The 15,135-nt window shown below is 74.2% G+C and carries 14 protein-coding genes; 6 read left to right on the top strand and 8 right to left on the bottom strand.

Going from position 1 to position 15,135, the window contains the following annotated elements:
• Nucleotides 1-42: 42 nt before the first annotated feature.
• Nucleotides 43-684 carry a TetR family transcriptional regulator gene (locus ACIQPQ_RS30515; RefSeq protein WP_383771178.1) on the bottom strand — a complete coding sequence of 214 codons (642 nt, stop codon included), beginning with the start codon at nt 682-684 and terminating at the stop codon, nt 43-45.
• A gap of 165 nt (nt 685-849) precedes the next feature.
• Between ACIQPQ_RS30515 and ACIQPQ_RS30510 the strand changes: the two genes are divergently transcribed.
• Nucleotides 850-2,079, top strand: a complete 1,230-nt coding sequence (locus ACIQPQ_RS30510) for an acyl-CoA dehydrogenase family protein (RefSeq protein WP_401310134.1) — start codon at nt 850-852, stop codon at nt 2,077-2,079.
• 142 nt (nt 2,080-2,221) lie between these two features.
• Here ACIQPQ_RS30510 and ACIQPQ_RS30505 read toward each other — a convergent pair whose 3' ends face one another.
• The 5 genes from ACIQPQ_RS30505 to ACIQPQ_RS30485 all read right to left on the bottom strand — a co-directional run bounded on the left by ACIQPQ_RS30505 (nt 2,222) and on the right by ACIQPQ_RS30485 (nt 7,119).
• Nucleotides 2,222-2,458: a DUF6213 family protein gene (locus ACIQPQ_RS30505; RefSeq protein WP_383771181.1), complete on the bottom strand. Its 237-nt coding sequence runs from the start codon at nt 2,456-2,458 to the stop codon at nt 2,222-2,224.
• Nucleotides 2,459-2,483: 25 nt separating this feature from the next.
• Nucleotides 2,484-3,869 carry an NADP-dependent succinic semialdehyde dehydrogenase gene (locus tag ACIQPQ_RS30500; RefSeq protein ID WP_401310130.1) on the bottom strand — a complete coding sequence of 462 codons (1,386 nt, stop codon included), beginning with the start codon at nt 3,867-3,869 and terminating at the stop codon, nt 2,484-2,486.
• Nucleotides 3,870-3,945: 76 nt separating this feature from the next.
• The gene (locus ACIQPQ_RS30495; RefSeq protein ID WP_401310127.1) at nt 3,946-4,455 is read right to left on the bottom strand and encodes an NUDIX domain-containing protein; all 510 of its coding nucleotides are present in this window, start codon (nt 4,453-4,455) and stop codon (nt 3,946-3,948) included.
• Nucleotides 4,452-5,990 (bottom strand): ATP-dependent DNA ligase, encoded by a 1,539-nt coding sequence (locus tag ACIQPQ_RS30490; RefSeq protein WP_401310124.1) that lies wholly within the window; start codon nt 5,988-5,990, stop codon nt 4,452-4,454. Before ACIQPQ_RS30490 ends, ACIQPQ_RS30495 begins: the two co-directional genes overlap by 4 nt.
• A 49-nt stretch (nt 5,991-6,039) precedes the next feature.
• A complete protein-coding gene (locus tag ACIQPQ_RS30485; protein WP_401310121.1) occupies nt 6,040-7,119 on the bottom strand; it encodes an NAD(P)/FAD-dependent oxidoreductase in 1,080 nt (359 codons plus the stop codon).
• Between the two features lie 77 nt (nt 7,120-7,196).
• On the opposite strand from ACIQPQ_RS30485, the gene ACIQPQ_RS30480 reads away from it, so the two are divergent.
• From ACIQPQ_RS30480 to ACIQPQ_RS30460, 5 genes are all read left to right on the top strand, one after another.
• Nucleotides 7,197-7,841 carry a helix-turn-helix domain-containing protein gene (locus tag ACIQPQ_RS30480; protein WP_401310118.1) on the top strand — a complete coding sequence of 215 codons (645 nt, stop codon included), beginning with the start codon at nt 7,197-7,199 and terminating at the stop codon, nt 7,839-7,841.
• A 155-nt stretch (nt 7,842-7,996) separates the two neighbouring features.
• Nucleotides 7,997-8,968, top strand: a complete 972-nt coding sequence (locus ACIQPQ_RS30475) for an NADPH:quinone oxidoreductase family protein (protein WP_401310115.1) — start codon at nt 7,997-7,999, stop codon at nt 8,966-8,968.
• A complete protein-coding gene (locus ACIQPQ_RS30470; protein ID WP_401310112.1) occupies nt 8,965-10,146 on the top strand; it encodes an acyl-CoA dehydrogenase family protein in 1,182 nt (393 codons plus the stop codon). Before ACIQPQ_RS30475 ends, ACIQPQ_RS30470 begins: the two co-directional genes overlap by 4 nt.
• Nucleotides 10,143-11,231, top strand: coding sequence for an acyl-CoA dehydrogenase family protein (locus ACIQPQ_RS30465; protein ID WP_401310109.1), 1,089 nt, complete (start codon nt 10,143-10,145; stop codon nt 11,229-11,231). Before ACIQPQ_RS30470 ends, ACIQPQ_RS30465 begins: the two co-directional genes overlap by 4 nt.
• A 264-nt stretch (nt 11,232-11,495) precedes the next feature.
• On the top strand, nt 11,496-12,350 hold the full coding sequence (locus ACIQPQ_RS30460; protein WP_401310106.1) for a phosphatidylinositol-specific phospholipase C/glycerophosphodiester phosphodiesterase family protein: 855 nt from the start codon (nt 11,496-11,498) through the stop codon (nt 12,348-12,350).
• A gap of 84 nt (nt 12,351-12,434) precedes the next feature.
• Here ACIQPQ_RS30460 and ACIQPQ_RS30455 read toward each other — a convergent pair whose 3' ends face one another.
• Nucleotides 12,435-14,222 (bottom strand): thiamine pyrophosphate-binding protein, encoded by a 1,788-nt coding sequence (locus ACIQPQ_RS30455; RefSeq protein WP_401310103.1) that lies wholly within the window; start codon nt 14,220-14,222, stop codon nt 12,435-12,437.
• Nucleotides 14,219-14,944: a ThuA domain-containing protein gene (locus ACIQPQ_RS30450; protein ID WP_401310100.1), complete on the bottom strand. Its 726-nt coding sequence runs from the start codon at nt 14,942-14,944 to the stop codon at nt 14,219-14,221. Before ACIQPQ_RS30450 ends, ACIQPQ_RS30455 begins: the two co-directional genes overlap by 4 nt.
• Between the last annotated feature and the right edge of the window lie 191 nt (nt 14,945-15,135).

Below are 15,135 nucleotides of genomic sequence, written 5' to 3'. Positions count from 1 at the left end.
TGGCGTACGGCGTCACGGTGGCCGTCCCGGTGTCGGCCGTCGTCAGAAGCCGGGGCCGCCGACCTTGTCGCCCGCCGCCGCGAGGCGGCCCCACAGGAGGTCGGCCAGGCCGCGCACCAGTTCCGCGCGGGTGCAGGGCCGTTCGCCGAGCCACCAGTCCCCGGCCGCGTGCATCATGCCGACGATGCCGTGGCCCCAGACGCGGGCGAGCTGCTGACTGCCCGGACCGAGGTCCACCCGGTCCTCGATGACCTGGGCCAGTTCCTCCCCCATCCTGCGCAGCACGGGCGCGCTGTGCTTGCCGACGTCGAACCCCTGGTCACCGGGGGAGCCCTCCGACGGATGCATCAGGAAGCGGTACACCTGCGGGCGGGCCTCGATCGCCGCCAGGTAGGTGTCGAGGGTGGCCTCGACGCGCTCACGCCGTTCGGCCGGGGCGTCCAGGGCGGCCCGCAGCGAGTTGAGGAGGGCGTCCGTGTGCCGCTTGGCGAGCGCCGAGTACAGGCCGCCCTTGTCGCCGAAGTGGCGGTAGAGGATGGGCTTGGTGATGCCCGCCTCGGCGGCGATCGCGTTCATGGAGGCCTGGGGGCCGTCGCGCAGCACCACCCGGTCCGCGGCCTCCAGCAGCTCGCGCCGTCGGCGGTCGGCGGACCTCTGCTGCTCGGTCCGCTGCGTGGTGTCCATGTGCTCTCCCCACCCGTGCTGATTCGGTGACGCCTGCGCAAACTAACACCTGACGGTGGCCCCGTATCGAACGGGTTCCCGGCCCTGCCTCAAGAGTTGACTTTTCCTACCGACCAGTAACAGACTCGGGTTACCGCAAGTAACATGCACCGCCCTGGAGGGGACATGGCCGAGTTCACCATGGAGCTCAACGACGAACAGAAGGAGGTGCGGGACTGGCTGCACGGCTTCGCCGCCGACGTGATCCGCCCCGCCGCCGCCGAATGGGACGAGCGTGAGGAGACTCCCTGGCCGGTCATCCAGGAGGCCGCCAAGGTCGGCATCTACTCCCTCGACTTCTACGCCCAGCAGTACTTCGACCCCACCGGCCTCGGCATCCCGATGGCTATGGAGGAACTCTTCTGGGGCGACGCGGGCATCGCCCTGTCCATCGTCGGCACCGGCCTCGCCGCCGTCGGCGTCCTCGCCAACGGCACCGAGGAGCAGATCGGCACCTGGATCCCGCAGATGTACGGCGACGCGGCCGACGTGAAGGTCGCCGCGTTCTGCTCCTCCGAGCCCGACGCGGGCTCCGACGTCGCCTCGATGCGCACCCGCGCCGTGTACGACGAGGCGAAGGACGAGTGGGTCCTCGACGGCACCAAGACCTGGGCGACCAACGGCGGCATCGCCAACGTCCACGTCGTCGTCGCCGTCGTCGATCCCGAACTGGGCTCCAAGGGCCACGCCTCCTTCATCGTGCCGCCCGGCACGAAGGGCCTCAGCCAGGGCCAGAAGTTCAAGAAGCACGGCATCCGCGCCTCGCACACCGCCGAGGTCGTCCTCGACCGGGTGCGGGTGCCGGGGTCCTGCCTGCTCGGCGGCAAGGACAAGCTCGACGAGCGCCTCGCCCGCGCCCGCGAGCGCGCCGCCAGGGCCGGGGGCGAGCAGGTGAAGAACGCCGCGATGGCCACCTTCGAGGCGTCCCGCCCGGCGGTCGGCGCGATGGCCGTCGGCACCGCGCGCGCGGCGTACGAGGTCGCCCTCGACTACGCCGTGACGCGCGAGCAGTTCGGCCGCCCGATCGTCGACAACCAGGGCGTCGCCTTCCAGCTCGCGGACATGCGCACCCGGATCGACGCGGCTCGGCTGCTGGTGTGGCGGGCGTCCTGGATGGCCGTCAACGGCAGGCCGTTCACCGCGGCGGAGGGGTCCATGTCGAAGCTGTTCGCCAGCGAGACGGCGAAGCAGGTGACGGCGCAGGCGATCCAGATACTCGGGGGGAACGGGTACACCCGCGAGTACCCGGTGGAGCGGATGCACCGGGACAGCGCGATCTACACGATCTTCGAGGGGACGAGCGAGATCCAGCGGCTCGTCATCGCCAGGACACTGGCGGGAGTACCGATCCGGTAGCACCGGGGCGGGACGGGGGTGCGGGTGGGCGAGGGGGTGCGTGGTCGGGTGCGGGTGCGTCGTGGCCGGTCGCGCAGTTCCCCGCGCCCCTGGGGGGATGTCCGCGTCGTCTCTTTCGAAGGCGACGGGGCCGCGCCCGCCCCTAGGACGCGCCCCCGCTGCTGTGTGCGATGCAGGCCACGTCGATGCGGTCCGCCAGCTTGGCCAGTTCGATGGTCAGCGCGGCGACGGTGTCCTCGTCGAGCCCCTCCGCCCCGGCCTCGACGAGGTGCAGCCACCGCGCGCCCAGCGTGCGCAGCAACTTGCTCACGTCGGCCGCGGTCACCTGGAGGGTTCCGCGGTCGTCGACGATCAGGGGGAGGGTCACTTCGCGGTTCACACCGGGGATCGTAGCCGCGCCCCCGTCACGCACCGTGCCAAACCGTGGTGATGTTGCAGAACTCGCGGATTCCGTGCCCGGACAGCTCACGGCCGTATCCGGACCGCTTGACCCCGCCGAACGGGAACGCCGGATGGGAGGCCGTCATGCCGTTGACGAACACCCCGCCCGCCTCCAGATCCCGGACGAACCGGTCGGTCTCGGCCTCGTCGCGCGTCCAGACGTTGGAACTCAGGCCGAACGGGCAGTCGTTGGCGATGAGGATCGCCTCGTCGAGGTCGGCGGCCCGGTACAGCGTGGCGACCGGCCCGAACGCCTCCTCGCGGTGGATGCGGGTCTCGCGCGTGACGTCGGCGAGGACGGTCGGCGGGTAGTACCAGCCGGGTCCGTCGGGCCGCTCGCCGCCGCACAGCACGGCCGCGCCCCCGCGCCGGGCGTCGTCGACGAGTTCCTCCAGGTCGGCCCGGCCCTGCTCGGTGGCGAGCGGCCCGACGTCGGTGCCCTCGTCCAGCGGGTCGCCGACGCGCAGCGCGCGCATGCCCGCGGTGAAGAGTTCCGCGAAGCGGTCGTAGACGTCGGTGTGGACGATGAACCGCTTGGCGGCGATGCAGGACTGGCCGTTGTTCTGCACGCGCGCGGTGACCGCGACCTCGGCGGCCCGCTCGACGTCCGCCGACGGCATCACGATGTACGGGTCGCTGCCGCCCAGTTCGAGGACCGTCTTCTTGACCATCTGTCCGGCGGTGGCGGCCACGGCGCGGCCTGCGGGCTCGCTGCCGGTGAGGGTGGCGGCCTTGATCCGGTCGTCGCGCAGCAGTTCGTCCACCGCGCCGGAGCCGATCAGCAGCGTCTGGAAGGTGCCCTCGGTGAACCCGGCCCGGTGGAAGAGGTCCTCCAGGTAGAGGGCCGTCTGCGGCACGTTCGAGGCGTGCTTGAGGAGGCCCACGTTGCCCGCCATCAGCGCGGGCGCGGCGAACCGGATCACCTGCCACAGAGGGAAGTTCCACGGCATCACCGCGAGCACCGGCCCGAGCGGGCGGTAGCGGACCAGCGCGCGCGAGCCGCCGGAGTCCGCCACGTCGGCCCGGTCCGGGGTCTCGTCGGCGAGGAGGCGTTCGGCGTTCGCCGCGTACCAGCGCATCGCCTTGGCGCACTTGGCGGCCTCCGCGCGGGCCTGCTTCACCGGCTTGCCCATCTCTGTGGTCATCACCCGGCCGATCTCGGGGCCGTCCTCGTCGAGCAGGTCGGCGGCCCGCTGCAGCGCGCGGGCCCGGTCGGCGAAGGCCGACGTACGGTACGTGCGGAACGTGGCCTCGGCGAGCTGGAGCCGCCGCTCCAGTTCCTCCGCGTCCATCGCCTCGTACGTCTTGAGCGTCTCGCCGTTCGCCGGGTTCACCGTCGCGATGGGCATGACCGACCTCCTGGAGTGCTGGCTGTGCTTCGACCTTCGCGCGCCGGGCGCGGGGCCGCAACGCGTACGCGTCCGCTCAGGACAAGTGCTCGGTGAGCCGGTCCAGAAACGCGGCCTGCGCCGTGACGATCACCGCGCGGGCCCGCTCCGGGGTGAACCAGGCGACCCGGTCCAGTTCGGGGAACTCCTCGACCCGGCCCGACCGGGGCGGCCACTCCATGCGGAAGGTGCCGGGCACGACGCCCGCCGGGTCGAGGTCGGCCTCGACGGCCCACGCCGTCACGACCTTGCCGTTCGCCTGCGTGACCTCGCCGAGCGGTACGGCCTCCCCGTCCGGCGGCGCCAGCCCCAGCTCCTCCTCGAACTCGCGCAGGGCCGCCTCCCACGCCGTCTCGCCGGGCTCGTACTCGCCCTTGGGGATGCCCCAGGCCCCGGCGTCCTTCCGCGCGAAGAATGGGCCGCCCATGTGCCCGAGCAGCACCTCCACGCCGTCCGGGATGCGGCGGAACAGCAGCAGTCCCGCGCTGCGCTTGCCGCGCCGGGCGGGCCGTCCCGCCGTCCCCTCGGCGGTGGTGTCGCCGGTCACGGCCGTACCTCCGGGTGCGCGGCGAGCAGGGTCTCCACGGTGTCCGCCTCCGCCGGGCGTTTGTCCTCCCGGTAGCGCAGCACGCGGGCGAACCGCAGGGTGACGCCGGCCGGGTAGCGGGTGGAGCGCTGGAGGCCGTCGTAGGCGATCTCGACGACGAGTTCGGGCCGTACGATGACGCCCCAGCGTTCCTCCCGCACGGCGAGGCCGCGCAGGTGCCCGGTCTGCCAGGTCAGCATCGCGTCGGTCATGCCCTTGAAGGTCTTGCCGAGCATCGCGAAGCCGCCGTCGGCGGTGCGGGCGCCCAGGTGCAGGTTGGACAGCTTCCCGGTGCGCCTGCCGTGCCCCCACTCGGCGGCCAGCACCACCAGGTCGAGGGTGTGCACGGGCTTGACCTTCACCCAGGACGCCCCGCGCCGTCCCGCGTTGTACGGCGCGTCCAGCGCCTTCACCACGACGCCCTCGTGGCCGCGCGCCAGGGTCTCCCGCAGGAACTCCTCGGCCGCGGGGACGCCGTCGGGGCCGTCGACCAGGGTGCGCCGGACCCGCATCGGCTCGGGTACAAGCCGGGCCAGCTCCGCGTGCCGCTCGGCGAACGGCAGGTCCAGCAGGTCGCGGCCGTCCACCGACAGCACGTCGAAGAAGACCGGGGAGACCGGCACCGCCGCCGCGGCCGTCGCCACGTCCACCCGCGAGCCGACCCGCGACGCCGTCTCCTGGAACGAGCGCGGCCGCCCGTCCGCGCCGAACGCGATCACCTCGCCGTCCAGGATGAACCGCTCGCCCGCCAACTCCAGCGCGGCGGACGTCAGTTCGGGGAGCCGGTCGGTGATGTCGTCGAGGGTGCGGGTGTGCACGCGCACCGTGTCGCCGTCCCGGTGGACCTGTACGCGGATGCCGTCGAGCTTCTCCTCCACCGCGCACGCGCCGAGCTTCCCCACCGCCTCGCCGACCGAGGGCGCGCTCTGCGCCAGCATCGGCTGGACCGGGCGGCCCACGGTGAGCCGGAACCGCTCCAGCGCGGCCGGGCCGTCGGCGAGCAGCGCCCGCGCGACCGTCTGGAGCGACCCCGCCAGCATCACCGCCCGCCGCACGTCCGGCGCGGGCGCCCCGGTGGCGCCCGCGAGCCCCTCCACCGCCAGCGCGTCCAGGGCGCCCTGCCGGACCTCGCCGGTGAGCAGGCCGAACAGGAAGCGCTGCTCGTCTTCGGTGGCGGCGCCCATCAGCTCCCCGACCAGCCGGGCGCGCTCGGCCTGCGAGCCGGGGCCCGCCACCTTCGCCAGGTCGGTGAGGAGCGCGTCCACCGCGCGCACGGTGAGGGTGGGCGCGGCGGCCGGGGCGACGGGACTGCTCAGCACCTTCCAGCCGACGCCGATCCGCCCCTGCGGGAGCCGCCCGGCCAGGTACGGGATGACGATCGGGACGTCGTCGGCGTCCGCGTCCCGGAACAGCTCGGCGAGCAGCTCGATCTTGTGGGAGCGCGCCGACGTGGCGGCGACCTCCCGGGACACGTCGGCGAGCCGGGTCAGCAGCATGCAGCCATGGTGCAACGGGCGGGCGCCGAGCACACCCGCGCGCGCCGCCTCAGCCCCGTACGGGAGCGTCCGCGGGCGGGGCGGCGTCCCGCGCGACCCCCGACACCTGAGCGGCCCCCGCGACCCGCGCGTCGAGGTCTGCCATCAGCAGCTCGCCGTTGATCGTCGCTCCGGCCCGGTAGCCGCGGCTGGCCGCGTTGATCACCTGTTCGGCGAAGCCGGAGGCGTTGCCCGCCGCCCACAGGCCGGGCACCGAGGTCAGTCCACGCGGGTCGACCACCGGGTAGGTGCCGAACGGGGTCTCGGTCATCTCCGCGCCCAGCCCGGACAGCAGGTCGGTCGCCGGCACCGCGCGCGGCGCGACGAACAGCGCCTCGCGGGCGTGGGTGCTGCCGTCGGCCAGCCGTACGCCGGTCAGACGGTCGTCCTCCACCTCCAGTCCGGCGACCTCGCCGGGCACCACCCGCACGTCCGCCGCGGCGAGCCGCCGCAGGTCGTCGTCGCTCAGCTCGGCCTCCGCGACCTGGTGGAGGAAGAGGGTCACGTCCTTCGACCACTGGGTGACCATCAGCGCCTGGTGCACGCTCAGCGGGCTGGTGGCCAGCACCCCGAACGCCTGGTCGCGGACCTCCCAGCCGTGGCAGTACGGGCAGTGCAGCACGTCCCGCCCGAACCGCTCCGCCACTCCGGGCACCGGGGGCAGCTCGTCCTTGAGGCCGGTCGCGACGACCAGGTGCCGGGCGTACACGGTGCTGCCGCCCGCCAGGGTGACGGCGAAGCCCCCGGCGGGCCGGGCGCCGGTGCTGTGGTCGGGGCCTGGAGCGGTGGCGCGGGTGGCGGTCGTCGCCCGGTCCCGGACCAGTTCGACGCCGTAGCGGGCGATCTCCTCCCGCCCGGCCGCGAGGAAGTCGGCGGGGGACATGCCGTCCCGCGTCAGATAGCCCTGCATGTGGGCGGCGGGCGCGTTGCGCGGCTCGCCCGCGTCGACGACCAGGGTGCGGCGCCGGGCCCGCCCCAGCACCAGGGCGGCGGACAGGCCCGCGGCGCCGCCGCCGATCACGACCACCTCGTAGGTCTCGCCGTCCGGGGTCCGGGCGGGGGCCGGTGCGGTCCGGTTGTTCTCGGTCATGGTGACCACCTCCACCACGACCGTCGCCCAGCCTTCCGCTCTTGACAAACGTGTTTGCCGAAACTGCAATGAATCGTATGAGCGACGACGACCTGCGCAAGAACGGCCACGGCGGCGACGGCGCTGCCGACGGGGACGGCGACGGCGCCGACGACACGGACCGGGTGCTCGGGGAGGTCGGTCCGCGGCTGCGGCGTATCCGCAAGGAGCGCGGGGCCACGCTCGCCGGGCTCTCCGCGGCGACCGGCATCTCGGTGAGCACGCTCTCCCGGCTGGAGTCCGGCCTGCGCAGGCCCAGTCTGGAGCTGCTGCTGCCGCTCGCGCGGGCCCACGGGGTGGCCCTGGACGAGCTGGTGGGTGCCCCGGCGGTGCGCGATCCCCGGGTGCGGTCCGAGCCGATCGTGCGCTACGGCCGGACGCACTGGCCGCTCACCCGGCAGCCGGGCGGGCTACAGGCGTTCAAGGTGCTGGAGCCCCGCCGCAGCCTCGAACCCGAGCCGCGCGTCCACGAGGGCTACGAGTGGCTCTACGTGCTGTCCGGGCGGCTGCGGCTGGTGCTGGGGGACCACGACGTGGTGCTCGGGCCGGGCGAGGCGGCCGAGTTCGACACCCGCACCCCGCACTGGTTCGGGTCGACGGGGGAGGGGCCGGTGGAGTTCCTCAGCCTGTTCGGACCGCAGGGGGAGCGGATGCACGTACGGGCGCGGCCCAGGTCTTCGTGACGGGGTGACCGGGCGCGCCGGGTGGGCCGGGCGGGCGGGGCGTCGGGTGGCGGGTGTGCCGCGGGCCGGGCGTCGGGGCGGGTTCCCTGATCGGCAAGCGACCGCTTAGTATGCGATCGACCCGGTCCGACGACGCAGTCCCGTGGAGGCTCCGCATGCAGGCATGGCAGGTGCACGAGAACGGCGAGCCGAGCGAGGTGATGCGGCTCGCGGAGACCGAGCGGCCGGTGCCCGGCGACGGCCGGGTCCTGCTGCGGGTGCGCGCGGCGAACATCAACTTCCCCGACGCGCTGATGATCCGCGGCCACTACCAGGTGCGGCCCCCGCTGCCCTTCACCCCCGGTCTGGAGATCTGCGGCGAGACCGAGGACGGCCGCCGCGTCATCGCCAACCCCGCCCTCCCGTACGGCGGTTTCGCCACGTACGCGGTCGCCGACGCGGCGGCCCTGCTGCCCGCGCCCGACGCCCTGGACGACGCCGAGGCCGCCGCCCTGCACATCGGCTACCAGACCGGCTGGTTCGGCCTGCACCGCCGGGCCCGGCTGGAGGCGGGCGAGACCCTCCTCGTGCACGCGGCGGCGGGCGGGGTCGGCAGCGCGGCCGTGCAGCTCGGCAAGGCGGCCGGGGCCACCGTGATCGGCGTGGTCGGCGGCGCCGACAAGGCGGCCGTCGCCCGCGGACTGGGCTGCGACGTCGTGATCGACCGGCGCGCCGAGGACGTGATCGCCGCCGTGAAGGAGGCCACCGGCGGGCGCGGCGCCGACGTCGTCTACGACCCGGTCGGCGGCGAGGCGTTCACCCAGTCCACCAAGGTCGTCGCCTTCGAGGGCCGGATCGTCGTCGTGGGCTTCGCGAGCGGCACCATCCCCGCCCCCGCCCTCAACCACGCCCTGGTCAAGAACTACGCGATCCTCGGCCTCCATTGGGGCCTGTACAACACCAAGAACCCCGAGCTGGTCCAGCACTGCCACGAGCAGCTCACCGACCTCGCCGCCCGCGGCGCCGTCAAGCCCCTGGTGAGCGAGCGCGTCCCGCTGTCCGAGGCCGCCGCGGCCGTGCAGCGCGTCGCCGACGGGGTCACCACCGGCCGGGTCGCCGTCGTCCCCGGGGACGAGGCCGCCGCATGACCGACGCCACCGAACTCCGCCGCCGTACCGCCGAGTTGCTCGCCGCGCACCCGGTCGCCGACACCGGGCGGCTCGACTTCCTGCGGGCCCGGTTCGACGCCGGACTCGCCTGGGTGCACTTCCCCGAAGGACTCGGCGGCCTGGGCGCGCCGCGCTCCCTCCAGCCCGTCGTGGACGCCGAACTGGCCGCCGCGGGCGCCCCCGACAACGACCCCCGGCGGATCGGCATCGGCCTCGGCATGGCCGCCCCGACCGTCCTCCAGTACGGCACCGAGGAGCAGAAGCGGCGCTTCCTGCGGCCCCTGTGGACCGGCGAGGAGGTGTGGTGCCAGCTCTTCAGCGAACCCGGCGCCGGGTCCGACCTGGCCGCGCTCGGCACCCGCGCCGTCCGCGAGGGCGACACGTGGGTCGTCGACGGGCAGAAGGTGTGGACCTCCAGCGCCCATCTCGCCCGCTGGGCCATCCTCATCGCCCGCACCGACCCCGACGCGCCCAAGCACCGGGGCATCACCTACTTCGTCTGCGACATGACCGACCCCGGTGTCGAGGTCCGTCCGCTGCGCCAGATCACCGGCGAGGCCGAGTTCAACGAGGTGTTCCTCACCGGCGTCCGCATCCCCGACAGCCACCGCCTGGGCGAGGTCGGTGACGGCTGGCGGGTCGCGCAGACCACCCTCAACAACGAGCGCGTCGCCATCGGCGGCATGCGGCTGCCCCGCGAGGGCGGCATGATCGGCCCCGCCGCCCGCACCTGGCGCGAGCGCCCCGAACTGCGCACCCACGACCTCCACCAGCGGCTGCTCACCCTGTGGGTGGAGGCCGAGGTCGCCCGCCTCACCGGTGAACGCCTGCGGCAGCAGCTCGCCCAGGGCCAGCCCGGACCCGAGGGCGCCGGGATGAAGCTGTCCTTCGCCCGCCTCAACCAGGAGATCAGCGGCCTGGAGGTCGAACTCCTCGGCGAGGAAGGCCTGGCGTACGACGACTGGACCATGCGCCGCCCCGAACTCGTCGACTTCACCGGGCGCGAGGCCGGATACCGCTACCTCCGCTCCAAGGGCAACAGCATCGAGGGCGGCACCAGCGAGATCCTGCTGAACATCGTCGCCGAACGCGTCCTCGGCCTGCCCGGCGAGCCGCGCACCGACAAGGACGTCCCCTGGAAGGACCTCGCCCGATGAGCACCACGCCCGACCTGCTCCACTCGGAGGAGGAAGAGGCCCTGCGCGCCGCCGTCCGCGACCTGCTCGCCGACCACTGCGACCACGCCGGGGTCCTCGCCCGCACCGAGTCGGACACCCCGCACGACCCCGCCGCCTGGAAGGCGCTCACCGACGGCATGGGCCTGGCCGGGCTGCTCGTGCCGGAGGAGTACGGCGGCGCCGGTGCCACCCACCGGGAGGCCGCCGTCGTCCTGGAGGAACTCGGTCGCGCGGTCGCGCCCGTGCCGTACCTGACGAGCGCCGTCGTCGCCACCGAGGCCGTCCGCGCCTGCGGCGACGGGGAGTTGCTGACCCGGCTCGCCTCCGGCCGGACCGTCGCCGTCCTCGCCGTCGGCCTGCACACCGCGCCGGGCGCCCCCTTCACCGCCGTACGGGCCGAGGCGGGCGCGCTGCACGGGACGGTGACCGCCGTGGCGGACGCGGTCGTGGCGGACGTGCTGCTGGTGCCCGGCGACGACGGCGGGCTGCACGCCGTCGACCGGGCCGACCCCGCCGTGACGGTCACCCCGCGGGTCTCCCTCGACCTCACCCGGCCGGTCGCCGAGGTCGCCCTCGCGGGCGCCGCGGGCCGCCGGATCGGCGCGGCCGGGCCCGCCGTCCACCGGGCGCTGCTCACCGGGGCGGGGCTGCTCGCCTCCGAACAACTCGGCCTGGCCGACTGGGCGTTGACCGAGACCGTCCGCTATCTGAAGGAACGGCACCAGTTCAACCGGCCGGTCGGCGGCTTCCAGGCCGTCAAGCACCGGCTGGCCCAGCTCTGGCTCGACGTCGTCGGCCTGCGCGCCGCCGCCCGCAACGCCGCCGACGCGCTCGCCCGCGACGAGGACACCGGGGTGGCGGTCGCCGTCGCCCAGGCCTGCGCCGGGCCCGTCGCGGTCCGGGCCGCCGAGGAGGCGCTCCAGCTGCACGGCGGCATCGGCATGACCTGGGAGCACCCGGTCCACCTCCGCCTCAAGCGCGCCAAGGCCGACTCCCTCGCCTTCGGCACCGCGGGCGCCCACCGGCAGTCCCTGGCCGAACTGATCGACCTGCCCGCCCCCTGACCCACCGGCCGTCACGGCCGCGAGACCCGCCGGGAGAGCCCGCCCCACCAGGGGCGGGCTTTTTCGCGCGCCCGGTGAACACGCGCCGGACGATCGGCCAACTCCTGCCCCGTACCGCCCTCTTGGGCGCGCCCGGACGCCATACTCGCAGCGGCCCGTCCCGGCGGTTCCCCGGCGTTCCGCCCGGAGACCCCGCCCCGGCCGGGCCCGCGCGTCCCCCCTGGCACCCCCGCGCACCCCCCGGCATCCCCCACGGAGGCAGACATGGCCCTCACCACCCGTCGCAGAGCCCTCACCACCGCCGTAGCCGCCCTCGCGGGCGCGGTCGCCCTGCCCGCGGGCACCGCCCTGGCCGCCGGGACCAGGCACGGCGTCCGCCCGCTGCGGCAGGCCCACGCCCACAACGACTACGCGCACCCCCGCCCGCTGCTCGACGCCCTCGACCACCGCTTCGGCAGCGTCGAGGCCGACGTCTTCCTCGTCGACGGCGAACTCCTCGTCGCCCACGACCCGGTGGACCTCGACCCGGCCCGCACCCTGGAGTCCCTCTACCTCGCCCCGCTCGCCGACCGCGTCCGCCGCAACCACGGCTCCGTGTATCGGGGTTCGCCCCTCCCGCTCCAGCTCCTCGTCGACCTCAAGACCGAGGGCGCCGCCACCTACGCGGCACTGGACCGCCAACTCCGCCGCCACCGGCACCTGTTCACCACCTACGACCACGGCCGGGTGCGGCGCGGCCCCGTCACCGCCGTCGTCTCCGGCGACCGCGCGGCCCGCGTCCCGCTCCAGGCGCAGACCGTCCGCCACGCCTTCTACGACGGCCGCCTCGCCGACCTCGGCACCACCGACGCCTCCTTCGCCTCCCTCATCAGCGACAACTGGACGCTGCACTTCACCTGGCAGGGCACCGGCGCCTTCCCCGACGTCGAGCGGCAGAAGCTCCGTACCCTCGTGCGCACCGCCCACGGCCGGGGCCAGCGGGTCCGCTTCTGGGCCACCCCCGACACGCCGGGCCCCGCCCGCGACGCCCTCTGGTCCGCGCTCCTCGACGCCGGGGTCGACCACCTCAACACCGACGACCTCGCGGGCTTGGAAGCCTTCCTCGACGCACGCGGATAGGACACCGGAGCCGCCCGAGGGCCGCGCCGCGCCGACGGAGACCCACCGGCGCGGCCCTCGCGGGGGCGTCCCTGCGGACAAGGCCTACAGGTGCTGCTCCTTCGCCCGCAGCGCCCGGTACTCGTCCTGCCGCTCGTCCTCGATGTAGGCCGGGACGGGGAAGTCCCACCAGCCCGGCACCCACGGCCCGGCCGCGTCCCGGTCGGTGGGCACCTCGATCAGCGCGGGCGCCCCCGAGTCGAACGCCCTGCGGTACGTCTTCTCCAGGTCCGCCGGATCGTCCACCCGGTAGGAGTCCAGGCCGAACGCCCGCCCCAGCGCCTTGAAGTCGGGGCTGTACGGACTGCCGTCGGGCCGGTTGAACTCGGTGCCGATGTGCCGGCTCGTCTGCTTGCGCTGACCGCCCCGGATCGACATGAAGCCCGCGTTGTTCTGCACGACGAACACCACCGGGATCTCGTGGGTGACGCAGATCCCGATCTCCTGCGCCGTCATCAGGAAGTCGCCGTCCCCGACCACGCACGCCACCTGCCGGTGCGGCGCGGCCAGTTTGGCGCCCATCGCGGCCGGGACCGCCCACCCCATCGACGAGAACCCGCCGGACGTCAGATGGGTCCGCGGCTCGTACACCGGGAACGTCTGCTTCACCGCCCCCTGCGTGTTGCCCGACCCCGCCACGACGATGCCGTCCCGGTCCATCACCGCGCGCAGCGCCCCGAGCGGGCGTTGCGAGGTGAACGGGAAGCGGTCGGAGTCGCGCCGACCGGCCAGCTTCTCCTCCCACTCCTCCCGCAGCCGCGCCAACTGCCCCAGATAGGCGCCGCGTTCGGGCCGCCGCTCGGGCAGCGCGGCACACAGCGCGGCCACCGCGGGCTGCGCGTCGGCGACGATGCCCACCTCGGCCGGGTAGTTCTTGCCGATCTCGTGCGGGTCGATGTCGATCTGGACGAGCTTCGCCGACGGGATGGAGAAGGTGACGCCCTGCGCGTAGCTCGACGCCGACCAGTCGGTGAACCGGCAGCCCACCGAGACCACCACGTCGGCGGAGGCGGCGATCGTGTTGCCGACCGGTGTCCCCGTCTGCCCGATGCTCCCGGCGAACAGGTCGTGGTCCTCGGGGAAGGCGCCCTTGCCGTTCCACGTCGTCACCACCGGCACCGACCACTTCTCCGCCAGCCGCAGCACGTCGTCGGCGGCCTCGGCGGTGATCGCGCCGCCGCCCACCACGAGCACCGGCCGCTCGGCGCCCGCGAGGAGCACCGCGGCCCGCTCCACCGCCACCGGGTCCGGCTGCGGCCTGCCCACCGGCAGCCGCCGGGTCAGGTCGTGCAGGGCCACGTCCGCGGCCTCCGCCTGCACGTCCATCGGGATCTCCACGTGCGCCGGACCCGGACGGCCGGTCAGCATCGTGCTGAACGCCCGGTGCATGATGAACGGCAGCTCCTCCACCCGCGTCGCCACCCAGTGCCGCTTCGACACCGCCTCGGCCACCTTCGGGAAGTCGTTGTCGGTGTACCGCTCCAGCTCCTGGAGCAGGCCGTGCCCGCGCATGTGGGTGGGCGGCCCGCCGGTGATCACCAGCACCGAGGTGGAGTCGCTGTAGGCGGTCGCCAGCCCCAGGACCGTGTTGGCCGCCCCGGCGCCGATCGAGGCGGTGGCCGCCATCGGCCGTCCCGCCACCCGGTAGTAGCCGTCGGCCAGGTGCACGGCGCTCTGCTCGTGGAACACCTGGACGAACGGGATCGCGGACTCCGGGTCCAGCAGCGCGTCCGTGAACGACCAGATGCCGTGTCCCGGGATGCCCGCCACGTACTCGACGCCGTACTGCTTGAGCAGCCGGGCGACGACCTGGCCGCCTGTCAGGTGGGTCATGAGCCTTCTCCTTGCTTTCTGGGATCTCTGGGATCTCTGGGATCTCCGGTCCCGGCCCGGGTCCCGGCGCGGGCCGCGTACCGCAGCCCCTGCCGGGTCAACCGGCGGACGTCGGCCCCGGCGAGGTCGCCGGGGGCGTGGCCGATCGAGTGGTAGAACACCCGGCCCCGCCCCCACCGCCGCACCCAGGCGACGGGACAGCGGTGTCCCGCCAGCCAGGGCCACGGACGGCCGCCGAACACCGTCTCGGCCAGGACGTGGTTGTTGGGGTCGACGTGCATGTAGTACTGCTCGGACGCCACCTCGAAGTCGCGCACTCCGCGGGTCACCGGGTGCTCCGGGTCGGTGACGGTCACCGTGTACGGCTCGGGAAACCCCTCGCCCGCCGGGTGCGCCACGAAGTCGCCGCCCAGCAGCAGGTGGTAGCGCAGGCTCGACCGGAACGCGGCGCCCGCGCCGTGCCAGGCCGCCAGCCCCGTCCCCGCCTCGACCGCCGTGAGCAGGCCCCGCTCCTGCGCCTCCGACAGACCCTCCGTCGTCAGCGCGTTGTTCCAGGCCAGCACGACGAGGTCGTAGCCGGTGAGGTCGCCGTCGAGCCGGAACACGTCCTGTGTCTCCTCGACGTCGCACCCCAGCTCGTCCAGGAGCCCGCGTGTCCAGGCGGCGACCTCGTAGGGGGAGTGCCCCGGCCAGCCGCCGTACAGATGGAGGACCCTCGTCATCAGCAGCTCCTTCGCGGTCGGCCCCGGCGACGGGACGGTGCCCGTCCGGGCCCCGAAATCTAGGAGCGGGGCGCGGGACGCCGGAAGACACGACCTGTGCAACCGTCCACCGGCCGCTGCACGGTCTGTGGCCGACGCGCCCGGCCCCGGGGGCGGAACCCACCCTGTGCACCACATCCCCGGAACGCTGC

Origin of the sequence: Streptomyces sp. NPDC091281 (assembly GCF_044757425.1) — a bacterium.
In the GTDB taxonomy this organism is placed as follows: Bacteria; Actinomycetota; Actinomycetes; order Streptomycetales; family Streptomycetaceae; genus Streptomyces.
This window is presented reverse-complemented; position numbering and strand designations above follow the sequence as displayed.